Below are 23,862 nucleotides of genomic sequence, written 5' to 3'. Positions count from 1 at the left end.
TGGGATCTCTGGTGATTTTAGCGGCGGTTAGTTAGTAAGCAGATTGGTGTGTATCGAGTGGCAAACATGAAGCAGCGTAGGTTTATCCATATTACAGGTATTGTTCAGGGGGTTGGATTCAGGCCGTTTGTCTATCAATTGGCAATTCGTCACCAGTTGGCAGGTTCTGTAATCAATGACTCCGAAGGGGTAAAAGTGGACGTGCAGGGGGACGTTGATCAGTTGGATGAATTTATCTCAGAACTAACACTGCAAGCTCCGCCGCTTAGCCGGATTGATCAGGTTGCTGTCTGGCCGCGCCCGCTGCACCATGTTACGTCGTTTGCTATTGAGCAAAGCAAGGGGAGGTCACTGACTAGCGTGTGTCTTTCGCCAGATCAGGGAATATGCGAGGACTGCCGTGCAGATATTGCCGATCCGACCTCGCGTTATTACCGTTATCCGTTTACCAACTGTACCCATTGTGGCCCCCGATACACCATTGTTGAAGCACTTCCCTATGATAGGGCGGTTACCGGAATGCGGACGTTTTCGTTGTGCCAGCCCTGTCAGCAGGCTTACCAAAATCCGCTGGACCGGCGCTATCATGCCCAGCCAATTAGCTGTGACCACTGCGGTCCGAGAGTTCGCTATGTGTCGGGATCCGGCGAGGTGTTGGCACACAAAGCATCTGCGATTGCTATGGCAGCTAGAACCTTGCGACAAGGCGGGATTATCGCGATTAAGGGACTTGGTGGTTTTCATCTGGCTTGTGATGCCAGCAATAGTGATGCTGTTGCGCGTCTGCGCCAAATCAAGCGTCGACAGCGCAAGCCGTTTGCGGTCATGGTGGCAAATGGTGATGCTGCCAAGCAATTGGTAAGCGGAGAGGCCGAGGAGTGGGACATACTGCAGTCTCAAGCCAGTCCGATTGTTTTAATGCAGAAAAAGGTGCAGATGGAAAAAGAGGCTGCACCTCAATCTAGCTTGGCTGCCAATATTGCCCCTGGCGTACCGTACTTGGGCGTAATGCTTCCTTACACACCGTTGCATGTTTTGCTGTTTGAGCATCTTGATCGGGCTATTGTGCTTACCAGTGCTAACGGTTCTGGTATGCCGATGGCGACGGAATTCGCTGAGGTTAGTGATCAGTTGGGCGACTTGGTTGACGGTGTGTTGGATCACAACCGTCCGATTGTTCAGCCCTGCGATGACAGCGTGGTTCATTTTGCCGGCGGAAAGTGCCGGGTGATGCGAATGGCAAGAGGATATGCGCCGTATAGTCAGCCAGATAATGGATCTGTACGGCCAATATTGGCGATGGGAGCCCAGCAGAAAGCCGCAATTGGTCTGTCCTTGGCTCAGCAATGGATCCTATCGCCTTATGTTGGCGATATCGATGATATTGATACTCAGCATCGCTATCTGGCTGTAATCCGTCACTTTGAGTCTTTGTATCAGGTTGAACCGGAACAGATTGTCTGCGACAGGCACCCTGGATATGTTTCAACACAATATGCGATTGAGCGTCAGCAGCAGGCCTCGCCAGCTATGTCTCTGCATCAGGTTCAGCATCATCATGCCCACATATTGGCCGTTATGGCGGAGCACAAGATTAAACAGACTGTGTTGGGTTTTGCCTTTGACGGAACTGGCTGGGGCGATGATGGTACTGTCTGGGGTGGCGAGGTGCTGCTGAGCTCCCCTCGGCATTTTAAGCAGGTTTTTCATTTGCGCCCATTTCGATTGTTAGGGGGGGAACAAGCCATTAAATCACCTGCCCGTATCGTGTTTGCAATGCTGCTTGAGTGTTACACCTTAAGTGAGATCAAAGCTATGGGGCTTGCGGTATTTAAAGCGTGGTCCGAGAGCAAAATGGATAACCTATTTAAGCTTTGGCAGTCAGGTAATAGCTCGCCTTATACCTCTTCAATGGGGCGATTGATTGACGCATGGGCAGGCCTGTTGGGGTTGGTTGATTCTGTTGACTATGAAGGTGAATGCGGCTTGTTGCTTGAACAGGCGGCATTGGCAGCGACGGGTTCTGTCGCGATGGAATTTCAGCTTGCCGAAACCAATATGATTGATTGGCAGCCTCTGCTCGATAATGCATTGTCGCTGCTTGCGGCAGCCCCGTCTGGCCTATCGTCAGGTACGCAGCCAGATACATGGTCGCTGTTGGTGAGCTTTCTCAGCCGAGGACTGCTTGAAGCAATCGCGCATAACATTAAAACAGTGGCTGTTTCTTTTCCTACCTATCCCGTCGTGCTTTCTGGCGGGGTCTTCCAAAATCGAGTTTTGCTCGATCTGGTTTATCAACAACTGTCTGAGTTAACGAATTCAATTTATTGCGGCGAAACCATCCCGGTGAATGACGGGGGTATCGCTGCTGGGCAACTTTGGTATGCCACCCATCAGCCTGAAAAGGGCTTGAGCGGGTCTTCCGCACTGCACATATAACGAGGCAATAATGTGTTTATGTATTCCTTCTAATGTTTTAGAAGTTTATCCGGATGAATGTTCTGCACTGGTCGACACTTTGGGTGTACAGCGACAAGTTAGCACTCATCTGATTTCGGCTCCCTTGGCCGCCGGTGATCATGTTTTGATCCATGTTGGTTTTGCCATCAGCAAAATCGATCAGCAGGAGGCACAACAAAGCCTCGAAACTTATCGTCAGCTTCTGGCTGAAATGGATGAAGATGATATAAAGGTGCTATTGCAATGATGCCACTAAAAGATCTGTACCAGGGTTTTCGTCAGCCGGATGTTGTTAAGGCTCTTGCTGGAAAAATTGCGCAGCGTGCGGCAGGGCTTGAGAAGCCGCTCTATATCATGGAGGTGTGCGGCGGCCATACCCACACCATCATGAAGTATGGTTTGAAACAACTGTTGCCAGATAATCTTCAGTTTGTGCATGGTCCTGGGTGTCCGGTGTGCATTATGCCCAAAGAGCGGATAGATCAGGCAATTGCACTGGCCCGGTTGCCCGGTGTTGTGCTGGTTACACTTGGCGATATGATCCGGGTGCCCGGTTCGAAAAGCACTCTGGCCCAATGCCGTGCCGAGGGCGGTAATGTTGAAGCTATTTATGATCCCATGGATGTGCTTAAAATTGCCCGAAACAATCCCGATAAGCAGGTGGTCTATTTTGCTATTGGGTTTGAAACGACGACTCCGATGACCGCTGTATTGGTGGAGTGTGCCGAACAGCAGCAGTTAGATAATCTGTTTTTCCATATCAACCATGTGCTGGTGATGCCTGCGATGGAGGCGGTACTGGCTGGCGGCGAGTCGCCGATTAATGCTTTTATTGGCCCGTCACACGTCAGCGTGATCAGTGGCGCTAAAATTTATCAGCCAATTATAGATAACTACCGTGTGCCATTGGTTGTGGGCGGTTTTGAACCTGTCGATGTTTTGGAATCTGTTCTGATGTTGGTAGAACAGGCGGTATCTCATCAAGTGGCATTGCAGTTGCAATACAGTCGTGCTGCGACCTATGCGGGCAATGAAGCCGCTCAAAGTCAGGTCGATCGTGTTTTCGATATCCGCGAACAGTTCAACTGGCGCGGGCTGGGCAATATTCCTCACTCGGCCCTGCAGCTAAAGCCGGCCCTTCGTCATCGTGATGCCGAAGTGAAGTTTGCCGGGCATTTCACCCATATTGATACCCCCGATCATAAGCAGTGTCGCTGCGGCGATATTCTTAAAGGTTTAGCGACTCCTCAAGAATGCAAAGTATTCGGCAAAGCCTGTAAACCTAATCGCCCGATGGGCAGTTGCATGGTGAGCTCTGAGGGTGCCTGCAATGCCTATTACCGCTATGCCGACCGATGCTAAATGACAGAGCGATGCTTAAGGAAAATAAAATGAAACGAGTACAACTTAGTCATGGTGGCGGTGGTCAAGAGATGAACCAGTTGATCACCAATCTGTTTTTTCGCCACCTGGGTAATGACATTCTCCTGCGGAATGAGGATGCAGCCGTACTGAACTGTCAGGGTGAGATCGCTATGACGACCGACTGTTTTACCGTGTCGCCCTTATTCTTTGCCGGGGGCAATATCGGCAAGTTGGCCGTAGCCGGTACCGTTAATGACCTGGCGATGATGGGAGCCGAGCCGGAGTATCTCAGTTGTGGCTTCATTATCGAAGAAGGTTTGTCGTTCGATGAGCTGGAAGTTATCGTCAAGAGTATGGCTGAGGAGTTAAAGGTCTCGGGTGCCAAGATTGTCTGCGGCGATACCAAGGTGGTGCCGAAAGGCTGCGCTGATGGGTTGTTTATCAATACTACCGGTATCGGGCATATCCGTAAGCCGGGGATCTCGGCCAGTAATGTTCAGCCGGGGGATGCAATTTTGATTTCTCGTGATATTGGCTGTCATGGCGCTTGTGTGTTATCGGCGCGTGAATCTTTAAAACTAGTGAGCCCGATTGAAAGTGACTGCGCCACATTATGGCCGATGATCAATACTTGCCTTGAACAGGAAATCCCGATCCATAGCTTGCGAGACGCCACCCGAGGCGGGATCTCTGCGGTGCTCAATGAATGGTGCGAGGCTTCACAAGTACAACTTGTGCTTGATGATGAGGCGGTTGTGGCAAGTGATGACGTGATGGGGGTATGCGAGTTATTTGGCTTTGAACCTTACGATTTAGCCAATGAAGGAACCTTTATCATGGCGGTGCCTGCTGATGCAGCCCAAGAGGCATTAGCTATTTTGAAACAGTTCTCCGAGCATGCCGCTATTGTTGGTTTTGCCTCACAAGATACTCCCCATAAAACCATTTTAAATAGCCCTTGGGGAAGCCGCCGTTATTTGGATTTCCCCAATGGTGAGTTATTGCCGCGAATCTGCTAATTGCGGTGGAGTCAGAGAAGTCGATGGAGTCAGAGAAGTCGATGGAGTCAGAGAAGTCGATGGAATCAGAGAATATGCAATGCATGAATTATCTATCAGCTTGAATACCGTTGATGCGGTCGTCGAGCATGCCACGCGACAAGGGTTCAAACGGGTAACAGCGGTAACCCTCGGAATTGGAACATTGTCTTGTATCGAGCCGCAAGCGCTGCAAACCGGATTTGAGTTTGCCTGTCGTGGAACCATGGTTGAAGGGGCCATGCTAGGGATCGATATGATCTCGGCTCGAGCATGGTGCCAGAGCTGTCAGCAGTCAGTCACATTGGCAGCCCGTGGCATGTGCTGCCCGAATTGTCAGGGCTACCAGTTGGTCATAGAGACCGGTGAAGAATTAATGATTAAACATATAGAGGTTGAGTAAAATGTGTAATGTCTGCGGCTGCGGGGATAGCCAGATTGAAGGTCATCAGCATGATCATGACCACCATCATCACCAAGAGCATGCACATCATGGGCATAGTCATGGTGAACATCAGATTGTCGAGGGAATGACCTCGCAGCCGGTAGTGATCCACCATCATTATCATCACCAAGGGGACGTGCATCATCATGTTCATTACGATGGGCAACCAGAAAATCACCAACAGCACCCTGTGGTAGATCATCAGCCGCAGATGTCGCAACAGGGTGATTTGCATTACGGTAAGGGCGAGGCAGAGGTGCATGTTTCCGGCGTTTCCCAGCGTCAGCTGCTTACGCTAGAGCAGGACATTCTTGGCAAGAACAATCACCTGGCCGCCCACAATCGCGAGCATTTCAATGCAAACAAGCAGTTGGTACTGAACCTAGTATCAAGCCCCGGTTCAGGCAAGACAACACTGTTGACGGAAACACTCAACCAGCTGAAACACCAACATGCTTGTGCGGTTATCGAAGGGGATCAGCAGACCAGCAATGATGCCGACCGGATTCGAGCTACTGAAGTTCCTGCTATCCAGGTTAATACCGGCAAAGGCTGCCACCTGGATGCCAAGATGATCCATGACGCCTATCATCAGCTAGCAATGAATGAGCCCGGAGTGTTGTTTATCGAGAATGTCGGTAATCTGGTATGTCCTGCTAGTTTTGATCTTGGTGAAACCAGCAAAGTGGTGATTTTGTCAGTGACTGAGGGAGAAGACAAGCCGCTAAAATACCCCAATATGTTTGCTGCAGCAGAGCTTATGCTGATCAATAAAGTCGATTTGCTGCCGTATGTCGATGTTAAAATTGAAGACTGTATTGAAAATGCCCGCAAGGTAAATCCGTCGATCCAGGTCATTAAGGTCTCGGCTAAAACCGGCGAGGGGATGGAGGCTTGGTGCAATTGGCTGACAGAGTCTTTGGCTCAGCGATAGTCTCCGATTTATTCATGACTGACAGCCGTTTTATAAGTAAGACTTCTCGGTAACGATTTTTGGGTCGGCTGAATGTTGCCGTGACTAATACACAATATTCCTTTGTCCTAGAGGAATATTGTGTCTCTCCCTTCCGTTTCATCTCCCCCTCCTTTCCCTCTCAAATAAAAATGATTATCATTTAATAAATTCCTTTTTACCGCCAAAAAGCTCCGTTCACTGGCATTGTCATTTTTCCTGTTGACGTATATTCACCAACTAAATTTAGTTAGGAATAGTGTATGTCATATAACCCTATCGCCATTATTGGCATGAGCTGCCGTTTCCCAGGATCTAATAGCCTTTCTCAGTTTTGGGAAAATATCAAAAATGGAACCAGTGCAATTCATGATTTTTCTCAGCAAGACTTTCCTGGCGAGGCGCTTGAATCCTCATCTTGGCATTCTCCTGATTTTGTGCGAGCAGGGACAAAAGTGGATGGAGCAGATCAGTTTGACCATCAATTCTTCCACTACTCCTATCACGAAGCTGAGCTAATCGATCCTCAGCAAAGATTGTTTCTTGAAGCTTGTGTTCAAGCTCTTGATGACGGAAATTATCCGTATGTGCTTTTGCCAAAATGGCAGCAGGCATGTGTCGGCGTTTTTGGTTCGACGCGACAAAGCAGCTACGACAAATATTTACCCACTGCCCATGCGGAGCAAGTAACAACCCCCACCACAATGCTTCAATTGCTTGGTAATGATAAAGATTATCTGGCTACAAGAGTTGCTTATAAGCTTGGTCTGACTGGGCCTGCGCTAACGGTTCAAACTGCCTGCTCGAGCTCTCTTGTTGCTGTCCACTATGCTTGCCGAAGTCTTCAAAATGAAGAATGCGATATGGCACTGGCTGGTGGCGTCGGAATATCGTTCCCGCAGGGCCTCGGTTACTATCGTCAGGAAGGTTCTATCTTTGCAGATGACGGCTGCTGTCGACCGTTTGGTGAAAAGGCAAGTGGCATCGTCACGGGAAATGGCTTAGGGGTCATACTCCTTAAACGTCTAGAAGATGCTATAGCCGACAACGATAATATTCATGGGGTTATTGTCGGATCGGCAGTCGGAAATGATGGAAATGATAAAGTTGGCTTTACTGCGCCCAGTGGCTTAGGGCAGCAGGATGTGATTCGGCAGGCTTTAACAGCTGCGAATGTCTCACCGGATGAGATTGGTTTAGTCGAGGCTCATGGTACCGGGACTTTGATTGGTGACCCGGTAGAAATTGATTCGCTCACTAGCGTATATCGTGAGGATACCCAGAGATACCAGTACTGTGGTATTGGATCAATCAAAGGTAATTTGGGGCATTTAGAGTCTGCTGCTGGTATTGCTAGCTTGGTTAAGGCGACACTCAGTGTGCGAGATGCTGTTTTACCTGCCACCTTGGGGGCAACGCCTCCAAATCCACACTTAAAATTGCACGATACACCATTCTTTCTTATTAATGAGACCCAACCTTGGGAACATCAAGGTCGCCGATTAGCTGCGGTCAGCTCGTTCGGAATTGGTGGTACCAATTGCCATATGATCATTTCACAGCCACCGAGTCCTCCGCCTTCCACTCAGTGTCTAGATGATGAAGTACATACATTGTTGGTTCAGTCTCATACCAAAGAGACTTTAGAGCATGTGCGCCATCATTATATCGATACTTTAATGAGTGAAAATGCCGATTCGGTGGCTCGTACCGCTATATTGCGACGCCCTGCCGAACGGTATCGAATGGTGGTGAGCGGGAGCAACAAGGAGCAATTGCAGGCCGCGTTGACTCATGCCGTCACAAGTAAAGTACCTGAGGATAATCAAGGCCTTTGGATATTCAGCGGCCAAGGTAGTCAAGTCGCTGAAATGGGAGTGCATCTATATTCCCAATGCCAGCAGTTCCGAACTGCATTTGATACCTGTTGTGGTTTGTTTGCACAACATGGTGTGGCTAGTCTCAAAAGTGAGATATTTGCGCCTCAAGAGAGCTCTTTGTTGGAGCAAACGAATATCACTCAGCCAGCTCTGTTTACGTATCAATTTGCGCTGGCACAACAGTTGCTGGCGTGGGGGGGGAAACCCAAAGCGGTCGTAGGCCATTCGATTGGTGAGTTCGCTGCCGCAGTCGTTGCAGGTTTTCTTCCGTTGGAAGCGGCTGTTGCAATAGTTGCCAGCCGTGGACAGCTGATGCAAATGCAAACGCCACCGGGGGCAATGGCGGCTGTCAATATGTCACAGGCTGAGTTTCAGTCGATCCAGTCGAGCTGGTCTGCGTTATCAATCGCAGCTGTTAATCACCCGGAGCGGATCACTATCAGTGGTGATGTCCCTGTAGTGAATGAGTTTGTTACTGCTTATGCAGATAAAGCCAAGAGGTTGTCAGTTACAAAAGCATTTCACTCTCAAAGCATGGACTCTATTAAAGCGGCATTTTTACAAGCGCTTGATGAGGTTACTTTGCCCGTGACTGACCCATCCATTGAATTCATATCGACATTGACGGGCCAACCATTGCAAGCCCACGAAATGGATAAAAATTATTGGTGGCAGCAATTACGCTCTCCGGTTTTGTTTGCTCAAGCGCTGAAGTGTGCAGAAACGTTGTCGCCTGAGGTTGTTGTCGATTTAGGACCTGATGGTAGTTTTGCACGGTTGGCCCGTCATCAGGGATTATTCACGGATGACACCCAATTTCTAGGTATTCAGAAGGGCGACAAAGAGTTTGCGTCGTTACTTGAGTTGACCGCTCGCTGCGGTGTGGATGCGCCACTGAAAGAATACTACAGCCAGCGTCTAGCTCCGTGGGTTAGGGTTCCTCCGAAACAATTTGAAGTAACTCGAGTTTGGCCTAAGAAGACCGAGCGGATACTACCACCTTTAAAACGTGTGCGCTGGCAGCCCCAGTCATCATTGCTATCGACTATTCGTCAGCCCAGCAAGATTGGTGATGGTTTACGTATTCTGCTTATTGGCGAGTATCAACGTGATGTCTGGCTAAAGCAATTGTCGGTTCTTACTCATCAAACGATCTGCCTGTCACACTTATCTGAAGTGGAGATGCTGTCAGGCTTTGACTTGGTCATTTATCTTCAGTCACCGGTTACGGAACTGGATGATTTAGCGACGAGCTTTGATATTGCGGCAAAAGAGCACTTAAAACTTATAAACAGTGTTCATAGTCAAGCAACGTTACCTCTGATTTCTGTTTTGCCGGAAGCGCTTGTAATTAATGATATTTCCGATAAGCACAACTGGACCTTAGCCGCATTGACCTCTCTCTATCAGGCGGCATGTAACGAAGAGCAGTCTAAACGTTACTTATGTTTGGATCTTGACTCTGAAGAATCCATTGCCACAGTCTGTAGTTTGCTTAATCAGCTGCCGGGATCAGGGCCTGTGTTAGCGTTGCGCGGTCCCCAGTTCTATGAGCCGGTGGTTGAACCCATTGCCGCTTCAGCATCTTTGTCATTGGCGTTTTCTAGTAACGATAGTGCCCTGATCGCCGGTTATGGCGGGCTTGGACAGGTGACCGGAGAATGGCTGCTTGAACAGGGTGTAAGGAGTTTTGGTTTAATACTGCGCCGTTCATGCACTGAACTGCAGCAGAAAGCGATTAAAGCATTACGCGACAAGGGGGCTGATGTCGAAGTTATTGTGGTTGATATTTGTGATGCCAAGGCGCTGAAGGATGCTTTGGAACAGCACAATATTCGACCGACACTGGTTTACCATACAGCCCATTCGGGGAGTGATTCGTCATTTTTTGACGCTGAAGAAGACGCTTTTATTCAAACGTTACGAGTTAAAACTCATGGCGTTATGGCACTGGCCGAAGCGACCGAATACCTGCCACTTAAGCAGTTTTGCTTGTTTGGCTCGATGGTTAGTTGGATTAATGGGCCACTTACATCGGCATATGCCGCCGCGAATCGATGGCAAGAGCATGCCGCAATGGCGTTGCAGGAGAAAGGCTTGCCCGCTGTAACCATTCTGTGGGGACCGTGGGATTGCGGGCTGACGCAACAAAAGAACATTACCAGCCAAATTCAAGCGAGTGGGCTGAACCTGCTAAATCCCGATTCGGCATTGAACGTGTTGGCGATGCCAAACAGCCATGGCCTTATGGTGTTCGATAGCCGTGAGCCAGAGTTTAGTCGTGCGGTGAAAAAGCTTGTTGCAACTGCGCCAATGTATTCACACTGGAACAATCGCGAAAATGTGGATACGTGTAAGAACCAACAGACTCAATTTACCGAGCGTGGTGTATTGACTCTTAGCCAGTTGGCTGATTTACCAGCGCAAGAGCAGAAAGAACAATTACAGGAAACCGTCAGTGGCTTGGTTCAGCGATTGCTTAAAATTGAGGCTCCTGAAACGGGGCGTGCATTTCCAACTCTAGGGTTGGACTCCCTGTTGCTGATTGAACTGACATCGACGTTACGTAATCAGGTCGGGTTTGAGATTTCGGTGCGAGATGCGTTTCAGTATGACAGCATTGAGTCATTGAGTGCTTATTTACTGAAACAGTGTCAGAAGCATGATGACATAGCGTTTTCGGCGACTGAGCAAAATAATACCGTGATGATTGAACAGGATATGGATCATCGCTACGAGCCATTCCCCTTAACTGATTTACAACAGGCATTTTGGGTTGGTCGCAACGGCAGCTTGGAGCTTGGCAATGTTGCATGCCACCAATACATTGAAATAGAGCTTGAAAACCTTCGTCCAGAGCGATTAGAGCAGGCTTGGAACCGGCTGGTTCAACGTCATGAAATGATGCGCTGTATTATTTTAGAGTCAGGCCAGCAGCAATTTTTACAACAGGTTCCTCATTATCAGGTTGCAGTGAGCGACATGCAGCACTTATCGCAAGATGAGCAAACGCAGCAGCTGAGTGCTCTTCGCGAGAGAATGAGCTATCAAGTCATGGATCCTGCCCAGTGGCCGCTATTTGAGCTGAGGGCATCATTGTTGCCGAACGATATCACTCGTATCCATCTCGATATGGACTTGCTGGTATTTGATGTTCAGAGCTTCCGGATTATTTACGGCGAACTCAATCAATTACTAAAAGATCCATTGGCTGAGCTACCTTCGTTGGACTTGTCTTTCCGAGACTACGTATTGGCAGAACATCATCAACGAACAACCGATACGTACTTACAAGCTCAATCGTTCTGGCAGAGCAAAGTCGAGACCATGCCGGGTGCACCACAGTTGCCGCTGCGTTGTGATGCGGAATCATTGGCTCAGCCAACTTTCAGAACGCTGGATCACAGGTTGTCTCCGATGCTGTGGGAGAGCTTTCAGCGCCAGGCAAAAGAGCGAGGTTTAACACCTAGTACCGTTATGCTCACTGTATTTACCCAAGTACTGGCTCAGTGGTGTAAGTCGCCGTCATTTACCTTGAATATTACATATTTCAATCGGAAAAATGTCCACCCTCAAGTGATGTCCGTGTGCGGTGATTTTACATCGTTAATGTTGCTGCCTGTCGAATTTGAAGCCAATGAACAGTTCACTGGCGCTGCGCAACGTATTCAGCAAGATTTATGGGATGCACTAGAACATCGGGATTACAGCGGTATTCAAGTCATGAGAGATCTGGGCCGGGTGAGTTCTGCAGCCGCTGATCAAATCAATATGCCAGTGGTATTTACCAGTATGATTGGTATGGACTTTGATGATCCATCGCAACCAGACTGGGAGCTGATGAGCCGTCAAGTTTTTCAAATTAATCAGACACCTCAAGTATGGCTGGATTACCAAGCAACCGAATATGGCGGTGCGCTGGTTAATCGCTGGTTTATCGTCGATGAAATCTTTGACGCGGGTCTTATTGAAGGCTTATTTACCGCATATACCACACAGCTTGAAAAACTAGCGAGAGAGGCCAACCGTTGGGATGGCTTGGACTGTGATGCCAGAGACGAGTCAGATAAGCAGGTAGTTGCCAAGCTCAACCGTTGGCAGCAACCTCGTTCTGAGTCGACGCTACATGATAGTTTCTTAAAGCAAGCGCAATTAACACCGGATGCCCCTGCGGTGCTGACAACGACCGGTCAGTTAACTTACCAACAGCTTGCTGAAACAAGTCAAACTGCAGCGCGAGCAATACTGCAATATAAAACAGCAAGTGCGAAACACGTAGTGGTTTTGACCCCTAAGGGTGATCAGGCCGTGATAGCAGCGCTGGGTGCCATGATGGCCGGTTGTGTCTATGTACCTGTGAATCCAGACTATGATGACATGCGTTTACAGCATGTTCTGGCTGAGGTTGACCCTGTGCTGGTCCTATGTTCCGAGTCGTCTTTCGGGCGCTTGTCAGAACTCACTTCCGCAGAATGTTGCTCATTGGAACAGCTTCTTAATAAAGGGGCATCAGTGAGCATGCCGCTACCAGATGTTTCACCTGATGAACTCGCTTATATTATTTTCACCTCAGGAAGCACCGGGATCCCGAAAGGTGTTCTTTTGGATCACCGTTGTCCACTGAATACTTTGACGGCGATGAACCATGTATTTGATGTAAGTGCCGGGCAGAGGACTTTATCGTTGTGTGCACTACATCATGATATGTCCGTGTATGACATTTTCGGCATGTTAATTTCTGGCGGGGCTGTAGTCATGCCAGATGCGCAGCAGCATTTTGCCTCTCATTGGTTATCTTTGATAGATACCCACAAAGTAACGGTTATCAATAGCGTTCCTGCCTTGATGCAGTTGCTTGTTGATGTTGCCGAAAGTTCCGAGCAAGGACGAGATCATTTATCGGGGCTGAGCAAGGTGATGCTTGGCGGGGATTGGATTCCGCTGACTTTACCTGAGCGAGTTAAATTCTTAGCACCAAATTGTGACGTTTATAGCATTGGTGGACCAACAGAGACCGCTGTGGTATCGAGTTGGTACCACATTGAATCAATAGAAAAAGGTTGGGACAGCATTCCTTACGGAAGACCGTTACCCAATCAGCATATCGAGCTGTTGAATTCAGCGGGGCAGCCAGTACCTGTAGGTGTTGCCGGTGAAATTTGCATGGGCGGACTTGCCATGTCTCAAGGTTATCTTAATGACCCAGAGATGACGGCGAAAAAGTACCGAATTGATCCTCACTCTGGGTGTAAGTTGTTCCGTACCGGGGATCTGGCCGTCTTGAACCAAGATGGCGTGATGACATTGCTTGGCCGAATTGACAACCAGGTAAAGATCAACGGAGTACGTATTGAGCCGGGAGAAATTGAGTGCACCCTCGAAAGGCACCCCGCGGTTAACCAAGCCGTCGTTCTAACACAAAATGATCGCCTGCATGGTTTCGTAACCTTGTCCGAAGGAATGAAAACGCAAAACGTTGAACAAAGCGAATCATTGGATCAGATGCTGTTGCAAGGTAGTGAGGTGTGTCGCCAGCAAGCCGATGCGGAGTGGGATGCTTTGGAACAGGGAGGGGATAGTTCTTGCCAGACGATGGCTAGCGACTTTGTTCCACAAGACTACGATCAACATTATCAGGAGATGGAACAGCTGAGTACTTTGGTCATGCGTTATGCATTGCATCAAAGTGGCCTGTTTTATCAGCAAGGACAATGTTGCTGCTTACCGGAGTTAGTGCGCGAGCTTAATGTTTGCGATAAGTACCTGAAGGTTTTGCAAAGCTGGATAACCGTACTATGCCAAGACGGCTATTTTGTTCAGGATGAAGAAAGAATAGTTTGTCTTGAACCGTTTAATGCAGAAGAGCTGTATCAGTTGAGATCGAAAATTGCAGCTGATGTCGCGAATGGCAAACCTCATCAACAGAAATTCTGGCATTTGTATTTAGGCTGTGTGGAGCGAATTGAAGACCTATTACAGGGCCAGTTTAATCCGCTCGATCTAATGTTTGAGCAAGGCCAGACTGACTTTGTGGAAAGCTGGTATGAAGATAACCCTGTATCCCAGCACTTTAATCGTGTAGCTGCAGATGCGGTTGAGTCGCTGATAAACATCAAGCGCAATAGTACCTTCCGCGTGTTGGAGTTCGGTGCCGGGATTGGTAGTGCTGCACGCCAAGTACTGCCTCGACTACCGGAGGACAAGTGTCAGTATGTTTATACTGATTTGTCGGATTATTTCTTTGCCCATGCCAAGAACAAGTTCGCTAACTATCCGTTCATTGACTTTCAATTCTATAACATTAATGAGGATCCGAGCCTATTTGGGCTTGAGGATGGCAGCTTCGATCTGATCATCGGCGCAAATGTGCTACACGATGCTCATAATGTAAATACTTCAAGCCGTTTACTCAGAAGGCTGCTTAAACCTGCAGGAACGCTACTGCTTATAGAAGGAACCTGCAACCCGCGCTTCCAAATGGTTAGCCTCGGTTTTGTTGAGGGCCTTTCTCACTATGAAGACCTACGTTTGGAATCCCACTTGCCAATGTTGCCGGCAGATGCATGGCAGTCAACATTACGGGAGGCGGGATTTTCTAGAACCAGCCAATTCCCGAAACAGGGTGAAGCAGCAGAATGTATGCGTTATCACCTGATTGCGGCCCAAAACGCAGCATCCGTGGCTCACTTCGATTCAAAAGTATTGACCTCTTGGGCCGGAGAGCACCTCACTAGCCAGTTAGTGCCTCAGCAGATAGTGGCTTTGGATAGGTTCCCATTATCAGCAAACGGCAAGGTAGACCGTCAGCGGTTACAGCAGTCTTTGACACTTGCCTGTGAGCGAAATCCCGCAGATGGCCTTAAAGAAACCGTACCTCCAACAACCGAGAGTGAGCGCCTTCTGGCACAGATTTGGGGAGAGGTGCTAAATCAGGACATTGCTGATGTTGATGCCAACTTTTTCCTTTATGGCGGCGATTCTCTATTGATGACCAGAATCAGTGCCTTGGTTCGAGAGCATTTCCAATTAAGTCCATCGCTTGGTCTGTTGCTTCGTATGCCAGAGCTTAGGCAGCAAGCCGCATGGATTGAACAACAACGCCACATTGATGTTGAAGACGTAGAGGAAGGGTTCCTGTGATAGTGAGAGAACAGCCAATGGAACTGCATGTATTAAAGCAGATGCTTGATGAACGTAGCATTAAATTGTCGCTAGAGGGGGAACAACTGAAATTCTCTGCCCCTAAAGGAGTCATGACCGAAGAAATCAAGCAAGCTATCCGATTGCATAAGCCGCGTTTGGTTATTGAGTTAAAGCAAGACAGTTTACCTGCACTGCCAGGTATAAGTCGGCATGTTGGCGAAGCCTACCAGCCGTTTCCGATGACGCCTATTCAGCAGGCATATTATGTCGGTGAATGTGGTGGTTTAAAACAAAGTACGCTTCCTTGTTTTTATCATGAGTACCGCTTGCATGATGTGGACTCGGATCGTCTTGAGTCGGCGATCCGTGCTCTGATAAAGGATTTTCCGGTTTTACGCCTGAAATTTTTCGAAGATAACCGCCAACAAGTGATGCCGTTGAATGACAACTGGCGTTTAGATGTCAGGAGCTTCAAGGCATTAGCGCCTGCCGAGTGTGAAACGTTATGTTCAGAGCTAAAACACCAGCATTTGAATGAATTACCGCCGTTGGATGGTGGTGAGCCGTTTCGTTTTACCTTCATCAGAAGGCCAGACTCCGATCGGTTGCTGGTAACGATTCGATTGAACATCATCGACGGTCCATCGTTAGCAATGCTGCTGCGTGGCTTGGTAGAGCGATACGGAAAAGTCGAAGTGGAGCAGTCAGCCGGAACGCTAGAGTTTCGTGACTATGTTCTGGCAACCCAAGCGCTTCAATGTACACCGAATGCGACTGTCAGCGAGGAATATTGGGGACGTATGTTGCCGTTATTACCTCCCTCGCCAGCCTTGCCCCAAACAGGGAAGTCTCGACAAAAAGCTGTTTTTAAACGTCATTCACGCCGTTGGGGCATGGAACAATGGCAGGTTTTACGCCACGTTGCGAGTAAGTACGGAGTAACAGCAAATGCTGTACTGCTTGCTGTCTATGCCACCGCGCTCTCGCGGTGGAGTAGTGAACCTTCTTTCACCTTGAATGTATTGGCTAACTTTCGGCCGTTTACTGATCCAGATTTAAAGGCAATGGCTGGTAACTGTAGTAATACCGTGCCAATCGAAAGCCATCCAACCGGTACGTTTTTAGATCAAGTCAAGTGCTTGCAAGATTGCCTAACGGAACGTTTGGGTCATGCCATCATACCTGGTGTCGAGCTGATGCGACGTATTCAGCAAAAAAGCGCCAGCGATGATCCGGTATTGCCTTTTGTATTCACAAGCGGATTGCAATCGGGTCAGTTGGATGAGCTGTTGCCGGATATGCATCGATTTGAATTATTGGACAGCCACCTGCAAACACCTCAAGTTTGGCTGGATCATCAGGTTATCGAAAACCATGAAGGGTTAATTTGCTATTGGGATTGTGTTGAGGAAATTTTTGAGCCCGGAACCATCGAAGCTTTGGTTGAAGAGTCTTCACGCATTATTGATGCATTGATAGCTTCTGAGGTCGCGTGGCAAGACGCTTATCCTGGCAGCTCAGAAAATCACTCTCTCAAACCTTGGGTTGAAGGCCCTAAAGTGGCTGCCGGCAAGTTGCTCTGTAGTGATTTCATCGCTCAGGCAAAGCGAACCCCTACACGTCTCGCAGTACAGTTTGGCAATCAAAGCATCTCTTATGGTGATTTGTTGAGCAAAGCCCAGTCAGTTGCGGCGGGTTTGGCTAAACGGGGAGTGGCAGAGCACGACATTATTGCGGTTAACCTGCCCAAATCTATCGAACAAGTGATTGCACTATATGGTGTATTGCTCAGTAATGCTGCCTATTTGCCGCTTTCTATTCACTGGCCTAAAGCGCGTATCGACAACATATTAAAACGTAGCGGTGCAAGCTTGCTGATCGCCCAAACGGAGCAGCATTCGTCGCAAGCCATCTCGATTAAAACGCTGCTGATGGAGAAAGCTCAACCACCAGTACTGGTAAACAATGATAAGCGTTTGGCTTACGTTATCTATACATCTGGCTCAACCGGTGAACCCAAAGGGGTCATGATCAGCCATGACGCAGCGCTTAACACCATCGAGGATATTAATCGTCGTTTCACCATGAATGAAAGCGACAGAGTGCTAGGTGTGAGTGGAATTTATTTCGACCTGTCGGTGCAAGATATTTTTGGCACTCTGAGTGTCGGTGCAACGCTGGTTCTGCCGGGAGAAGCCGAACGGCCTGAGCCATCGCTTCTTATTCAGTTATGCAAAAAGCATAACATTACGGTGTGGAATTCTGTGCCGGCAATTCTACATATGCTGACGATGGTTTCCGAGCCAGATCTGCCTGCATTATCTTCTTTGAGGCTGATTATGCTCAGCGGAGATTGGATTCCATTGCCATTAGCTAAGCAATTAAAGAAAGCCTGTGCTCAAGCTGAGTTGATTTCGCTGGGAGGCGCAACGGAAGCTTCGATCTGGTCAAACTTCTTCAAGGTCAATGAGATAAATCCTGATTGGCGCTCTATTCCTTATGGTTACGGTTTGTCAAATCAACAGCTTTACATCCTTGATATGCAGGGGCGCGAGTGCCTAACAGGGGCTATTGGCGAAATCCATATTGCTGGCGACGGCTTAGCACTGGGGTATTTGAACGACCCTCAACGTACCGCGGAACAGTTCGCCGATCATCCATCTGGACAAAAGTTATACCGAACGGGTGATCTGGGACGCTATTTCCCAGATGGCGCGATTGAGTTCCTGGGAAGAAAAGATAGCCAGGTAAAGATTAATGGGTTCCGTGTTGAATTAACCGAAATTGAAACTCAGCTAATGCAAGTCAACGGAATTGATAGTGCCGCTATCCTCGTTCTCCGCAATGAATTTGTTGGTGCGACTTTGCTTGCCGTTTATACCGGCCATTCCTTTGCTGAGGCTCAACTTTCGGCGAAATTAGCAACTCAATTACCGAGATATATGGTCCCGGCACGCTTCATACGGTGTGAACATTTGCCGCTAAGTCAAAATGGCAAGATTGATCGTGAACGAGCATTAGTGTTGGTGCGGGAAAGCATTGATCAAGAGGCCAGAGAACAAACATTTTGTCAGGAGACGGAACGACATGAGGTGACGATTAAACTCATTGCCATCTGGCAAGGTTTATTTGATGCGGTGTCAGTGAATGAGCAATCGCATTTTTTCAAGTTAGGCGGTAATTCACTTCTGGCGGTTCGACTTTCTAGCAGCATCGAAAAAGCTTTCGGCCATCGCTTGTCTTTGCAACAGCTATTTAGCTCTCCTCATCTTTATGAGCAGTCAGAGCTAATAATCGCCCTGATATCTAGGAAATTGGAAAACGTGGAGCGATAAATGAATTTCCAACAACTGAAAGATACATTAATTAACGTGCTGGCAGATCAACTGCAGTTACCAGCAGATATTATTTCTCCCCAAATTCCATTTCGAGAACTGGGTATGAGCTCGGCGATGGGGGTGGTATTTATTGACAGAGTGGGAACTGAATTATCCCTACCTCTGTCGAGTACAATTTTGTATGACTACCCGAACTTGCAAGCATTGCAAGCCTGCTTAATGGCAATGTTGGAAGAGCGAACGTTTTCAGAAAACACGAGAGAAAAGACGCACACTCCTCATGATGATAGTTCACCTGCTGATAATACAGCCAAAGAGCAGATTGCTATATTAGGGGCTGACTGCCATGTACCAGGAGCTAACGGCCTCGAAGCCTTTTGGAAAGTCGTCCGTGAGGCAGAAGTGAGTGTTGGAGATATACCGGCAGAACACTGCTTTTATCAACTGGCGCAGCAGGCTGGCTTAAATACATCCAGGCCAATGTTTAAGGCAGGGACTGTTGGCTCCCATGCCCAATTTGATGCTGATTTTTTTGGAATCTCTGCGGCTGAAGCCCGTGCTATGGATCCGCAACAACGCTGGTTGCTGGAGTCCTGTTGGTTGTCTATACAAAGTGCGGGCATGGATCCGTTACAGCTAAAGAAAAGCAAAACAGGCGTCTTTGTTGGGGCTAGCACCCAAGATTTCCAACGCTTGCTACTGAGTGATAATAGCCCGAATGATATTCATTCCGGAACAGGAACATCGCTATCAGTTATTGCGGGGCGGATCGCTTATCAGTTTGATTTTATCGGACCTGCCTGGGCGGTTGATACTGCCTGTTCATCATCTCTTGTTGCCCTGCATCAGGCGTGTCAAAGCTTGTCATCCGGAGAATGTGATTATGCTTTGGTCGCCGGGGTTAATGTGATTCTTGACCCTCAGTATGCCCAGTCGTTAGAAAACGGCAATATGCTGAGCCCATCGGGTCGCTGCCATACATTTGCTGAACATGCCGATGGCTATGTTCGTTCTGAAGGGTATGTCACTTTATTTTTGGGTCGCCCTGGTGTGGCCTACCCAGTAACGCCGATAGCAAATATTTGTGCCACGGCGGTGAATCAAGATGGTCACAGTAATGGTCTTACGGCTCCGAATGGGATGAGTCAGCGTTTGCTGGTTACAAGTGCATTAGAAAAAGCGGGACTTGATCACGAACAGATTGTTGCTTTTGAATGTCATGGCACCGGGACGTCACTTGGTGACCCGATTGAAATTAATGCATTGGCAAACGTATTTATTAACGAAAATAATGGCCATTCACCGTGTGCGTTAGGGTCCGTAAAGGCATGTATTGGTCATCTCGAAGCGGCGGCAGGTTTGGCCGGTGCATTAAAGCTCGCGATGTCGTTGCACTTCAAACAATGGCCAGCTCAACCGATGACTGGCGCTGTCAATCCCCTCCTAACATTAGAGCAGAGCCGCTTAACAATCCCGTTAGAGACTCAGGCCTTATCTCCCATAAGTGTGAATTATGGGGGAGTAAATTCCTTCGGATTCAGTGGTACAAATGCGCACGCAGTTTTGAGCTCTGTTCAGGAAAATGAAGAAGAACTGGCTCAACCTGCATGCCAGTGGTTGTTTTTAAGTGCACACAGTGAAGACGCGCTACGACTCCAAATTGAGCAATGGCGTCAGGTTCTACCGACTCTTACCGGTGTGTATAGCTTGTCATTGCTGCTTGCGTCAGCCCTCCAGCGTTGCGCATCTTTGCCTTGGCGCGCCGCAGTTTTCTGTCCCGATATAGCAACGGCACTGAAGACGTTGAAAGAGGTCGAGTGTCACAATACTTGCCACGGTGAACAAGTAGATAGCGCGGACTATCACATTAAAGCCTTCCTGAATGGAGGGAATAAACCAACCGTAGACGGCCCACTACCGCGAGTATGGGGGCTACCTCAATATGCCTTTACACATAAAGAGTATTGGCCGGAATGTATAGGTAAGGCATCGGTATCTGAATGCCAGGAACCCCCGCAATATTCTTCTTCTGAACGTGACTCTATTTGCGAGAGAACATGGTGGGATTCGTTAGTTGTGGCTGAAGGACAAAAAGATCCATCTGCCTCCCTCATTTCTCTGGGAGGAACCTCTCTGCTGGCAAGCCGCATAGCGACAGAGCTGCAACGTTGTTTAGGTATCCGTATTAGTGTTACTGATGTATTGAAAGCGCAAACGCTCTCTGGACTGCAACAGTTTGTGACGAACAATACTACTGTTGCTGAACCCGTAACGGCTCAATCTCACAGCGTGGATGCGGAGTTAGCCACTCTTCATACCGCATTTCCGCTTACTGATATGCAGATGGCATATTGGGTGGGGCGTGGTGACGGGGTCGCCGGCCGAATGCCAATCCAAGTCTTTTTTGAACTTGAAGCGAAAACCCTGGATGTAGATCGTTTACAAGCGGCATGGCGAACTGTCATGCATCGTCATCCTAGCTTGCATTCGGCCGTGACAACAGACGGTAAGCAGAAGGTGATTGCTTCGCCGGATCAGCCTCACTTTAAGCATGAGACGCTTGATAAGCCTGGCGCAGAGTGTTGCCTGTATATTGAAGAGCGGCGAGAAATGCTGTGGCACTCATCAAGAGACCTTGAACAGTGGCCTCAACATTTTGTGTATGTTTACCAATGTACCGATCAATATGTCATTCATTTTTTGCTTGATGGTTGGTGTATTGACGGGGCAAGTTACGAGATTTTGTTCAGAGAACTGCTTACCGTATATCAAAACCCTAATGCCAGCCTTCCGGTGTTGGATCTGACTTTCTCTCATTATATCAATGCGCTGTCTGAACTTGATAAATCCGAAGAGATGTCCAGAGCGAAGCTCTATTGGGAAAGCCAACTGCCGAAGTTATATCCAGCCCCTGCGTTGCCTCTTGTGAAACGGGCCGAGGACGTCGGGAAGAGTGTTATGAAACGTCGACGTAGTTTCATCACTATTGAGCAGTGGCAGCAGTTTCAGTCTCAGGTAAGAAACCATCAGCTGACACCATCGAGTGCTTTAATGGCGGCTTATGCGCTGGTGTTATCCCGCTGGAGTCAACATCAAAATATCACTTTGAATGTGCCAAGGTTTAACCGCCAGTCGCTGCATCCGCAGGTCAACGATATTATCGGCGAGTTTGCTTCATTTACACTGCTTCCATGCGAGCGCAATAAACAAGACTGTTTTGCAGATTACGCCCAGCGTTTACAGCAAACACTTTGGGAGCAGCTGGAACATGGATTGGTGAGCGGTGTTCAGTTGTTACGGGATTTAGGTAACAACGTATTGATGCCGTATGTGTTTACTACTATGCCAGATAATCAAGAGGAAACCTTGCATGATCATCTCGGTAAACTCGGGCGAATCAAGGAGATGCGGACGCAGACGCCGCAAGTATGGATTGACTGCCAGTATTGGGTGTCGGCCAAGGGAGTGGAGCTAACCTGGGATGTCCTCGAAGAGATGTTTCCGTCGCTGTTAATTGACGAGATGTTTGCAGCCTTTACCGCTCTTGTTGAAAACTTGAGTGTGGGCAAGGGATGGATGGCTCCGGCAACCCTTCCGTTGCCGGAACGTCAAGAGCAGGCTTTGCTGGCGATAAATGCCACCGATGCGGAATTAGCTGCCACTTCCTTGTTTGAAATGTTCGAGCAACAGGTGCGTAATCATCCGCAATTAGACGCACTTATTACTTCAAATGAAGTCTGGAGTTATGCGCATTTACTTTCTGTTGCAGAGAAAATTGCCGCATTACTGCCTCGTGGTGCAGAGAGCATCGCAATATGCATGCAAAAGACACCATTATGTGTGGCAAGTATCTTGGCGGTGCTACGCCAAGGTATGGCTTATGTGCCTATTGACCCCGAACAACCTGAATATCGTCGAACAGAAATACTGACAGACAGTGGTGTAGGTCTGTTGCTTGTCGATGAAGAAAGTTCTGCGCTTTGTTGGTCCTCGTCAATTCCGCAATTAGTTGTCAGTGAATCGATGCTGGCTGAGACAGCATTGTCGGCATCTGAAAAGGGGATAAATCAGCACGGGCTTGCTTATATCCTTTATACCTCAGGTTCAACAGGTAAACCCAAAGGCGTCGAAATAACGCATTTGGGAATTTGTAATCGTATTAATGATTTAAAGGCACGGTTCGAGTTTACCGAGCGAGATCGCACCATGAGTATCTCGGCATTTCATCATGATATGTCGGTATTCGACGTGTTTATTACCCTATCTTCTGGTGCCGCACTGGTTATGCCAGCAGCAGAGCATAAGCGCGAGCCAAATGTTTGGATTCAGATGATGAATCACCATCAAGTGACGGCTTGGAACTCTGTACCGACGTTTATGAGTATGCTTGTCAGTACTTGTGAACATGCCAACAAGCCGCTGCCCCAGTCACTGAGATTGATTTCGATGGGAGGTGATTGGATAGACCCGTCATTGGTGCAGGCCTTAGTCGAAAAGCTTCCATCCTGTCGTTTGGTGAGTGTTGGCGGTCCAACGGAAGTCTCTTTACTGGATATTATTCACGAGATATCCGTGGATGGTTTTAAGTTGGGTGAAGCGATTCCTTATGGTTCGCCTGCTCTAAACGCCCGACAGTATATTTTCAATGAACTCCTTGAAATTTGTCCCGAAGGTGTAGTCGGTGAAATAGGTCATGCGGGTATAGGCATAACGAAAGGATATCGCAATCAACCTGAGTTGACGGCACGGCGCGTGCTTACAGATGTGAATGCTGAGCTTCTGGGCCAAGAGAGTCGTCTGTTGCGCTCGGGGGATCTGGGCTATCGTCGCCACGATGGAGAGATACAGTTTGTCGGGCGAGAAGACTTCCAAGTTAAAGTCAATGGACAACGTATTGAATTAGGTGAGGTCGAAGCGCAATGCAAGCGGCTACATTGCGTTAATCAAGCTATCGCGTTGGTGCTGAATGCGGGAAATAGCCCACAAATTGGAGTAGCACTGACTAGCAATACCAATGAACATCATCTCCAGCTTGCTGATCTGCGTAGAGAGCTAAGTGATCGCCTACCCGAATATATGCTTCCCCGTCGAGTTGTCGTATTGAGTCAGTTACCCGTTACCCCGAACGGCAAGGTGGATCGGCAGGCGATAGAAAAGCGACTAGCCGATGTGAAGGCCGAGCCATCAGCCGTTGAGGGGACGTTGAACAAGCTCGAAAATATGATTGCTAACGAATGGAAAG

The 23,862-nt window shown here is 48.3% G+C and carries 9 protein-coding genes (1 of these 9 cut by a window edge); all 9 read left to right on the top strand.

All coding sequences use genetic code 11. The annotated features are described in order from the left end of the window. Positions 1 to 66 precede the first annotated feature (66 nt). On the top strand, positions 67 to 2,439 hold the full coding sequence (gene hypF / locus EDI28_RS09890; protein ID WP_128783699.1) for a carbamoyltransferase HypF: 2,373 nt from the start codon (positions 67 to 69) through the stop codon (positions 2,437 to 2,439). 10 nt (positions 2,440 to 2,449) lie between these two features. Next, positions 2,450 to 2,707: a HypC/HybG/HupF family hydrogenase formation chaperone gene (locus EDI28_RS09885; protein WP_128783698.1), complete on the top strand. Its 258-nt coding sequence runs from the start codon at positions 2,450 to 2,452 to the stop codon at positions 2,705 to 2,707. Continuing rightward, the gene (gene hypD, locus EDI28_RS09880) at positions 2,704 to 3,822 is read left to right on the top strand and encodes a hydrogenase formation protein HypD (protein WP_128783697.1); all 1,119 of its coding nucleotides are present in this window, start codon (positions 2,704 to 2,706) and stop codon (positions 3,820 to 3,822) included. The genes EDI28_RS09885 and hypD overlap by 4 nt, the downstream gene beginning before the upstream one ends. A 29-nt stretch (positions 3,823 to 3,851) precedes the next feature. Then, positions 3,852 to 4,844 (top strand): hydrogenase expression/formation protein HypE, encoded by a 993-nt coding sequence (gene hypE, locus EDI28_RS09875; RefSeq protein ID WP_128783696.1) that lies wholly within the window; start codon positions 3,852 to 3,854, stop codon positions 4,842 to 4,844. A 79-nt stretch (positions 4,845 to 4,923) separates the two neighbouring features. Next, positions 4,924 to 5,265: a hydrogenase maturation nickel metallochaperone HypA gene (hypA, locus tag EDI28_RS09870; RefSeq protein WP_128783695.1), complete on the top strand. Its 342-nt coding sequence runs from the start codon at positions 4,924 to 4,926 to the stop codon at positions 5,263 to 5,265. A 1-nt stretch (position 5,266) separates the two neighbouring features. Next, positions 5,267 to 6,241, top strand: coding sequence for a hydrogenase nickel incorporation protein HypB (gene hypB, locus EDI28_RS09865; RefSeq protein ID WP_128783694.1), 975 nt, complete (start codon positions 5,267 to 5,269; stop codon positions 6,239 to 6,241). 281 nt (positions 6,242 to 6,522) lie between these two features. Continuing rightward, on the top strand, positions 6,523 to 15,279 hold the full coding sequence (locus tag EDI28_RS09860; protein ID WP_128783693.1) for a non-ribosomal peptide synthetase/type I polyketide synthase: 8,757 nt from the start codon (positions 6,523 to 6,525) through the stop codon (positions 15,277 to 15,279). Next, a complete protein-coding gene (locus EDI28_RS09855; protein ID WP_128783692.1) occupies positions 15,276 to 18,617 on the top strand; it encodes a non-ribosomal peptide synthetase in 3,342 nt (1,113 codons plus the stop codon). The genes EDI28_RS09860 and EDI28_RS09855 overlap by 4 nt, the downstream gene beginning before the upstream one ends. After that, positions 18,618 to 23,862: the 5' portion of a non-ribosomal peptide synthetase gene (locus EDI28_RS09850; protein WP_128783691.1), read on the top strand. The gene runs 290 nt beyond the window's last position; only the first 5,245 of its 5,535 coding nucleotides appear in the window; it begins with the start codon at positions 18,618 to 18,620; its stop codon lies off the right edge, out of view.

The sequence above is a fragment of the Photobacterium chitinilyticum genome, assembly GCF_004104355.1.
Taxonomy (GTDB): Bacteria; Pseudomonadota; Gammaproteobacteria; order Enterobacterales; family Vibrionaceae; genus Photobacterium; species Photobacterium chitinilyticum.
The sequence above is the reverse complement of the archived record's forward strand: the minus strand, read 5'-3'. Positions and strand labels throughout refer to the sequence as shown.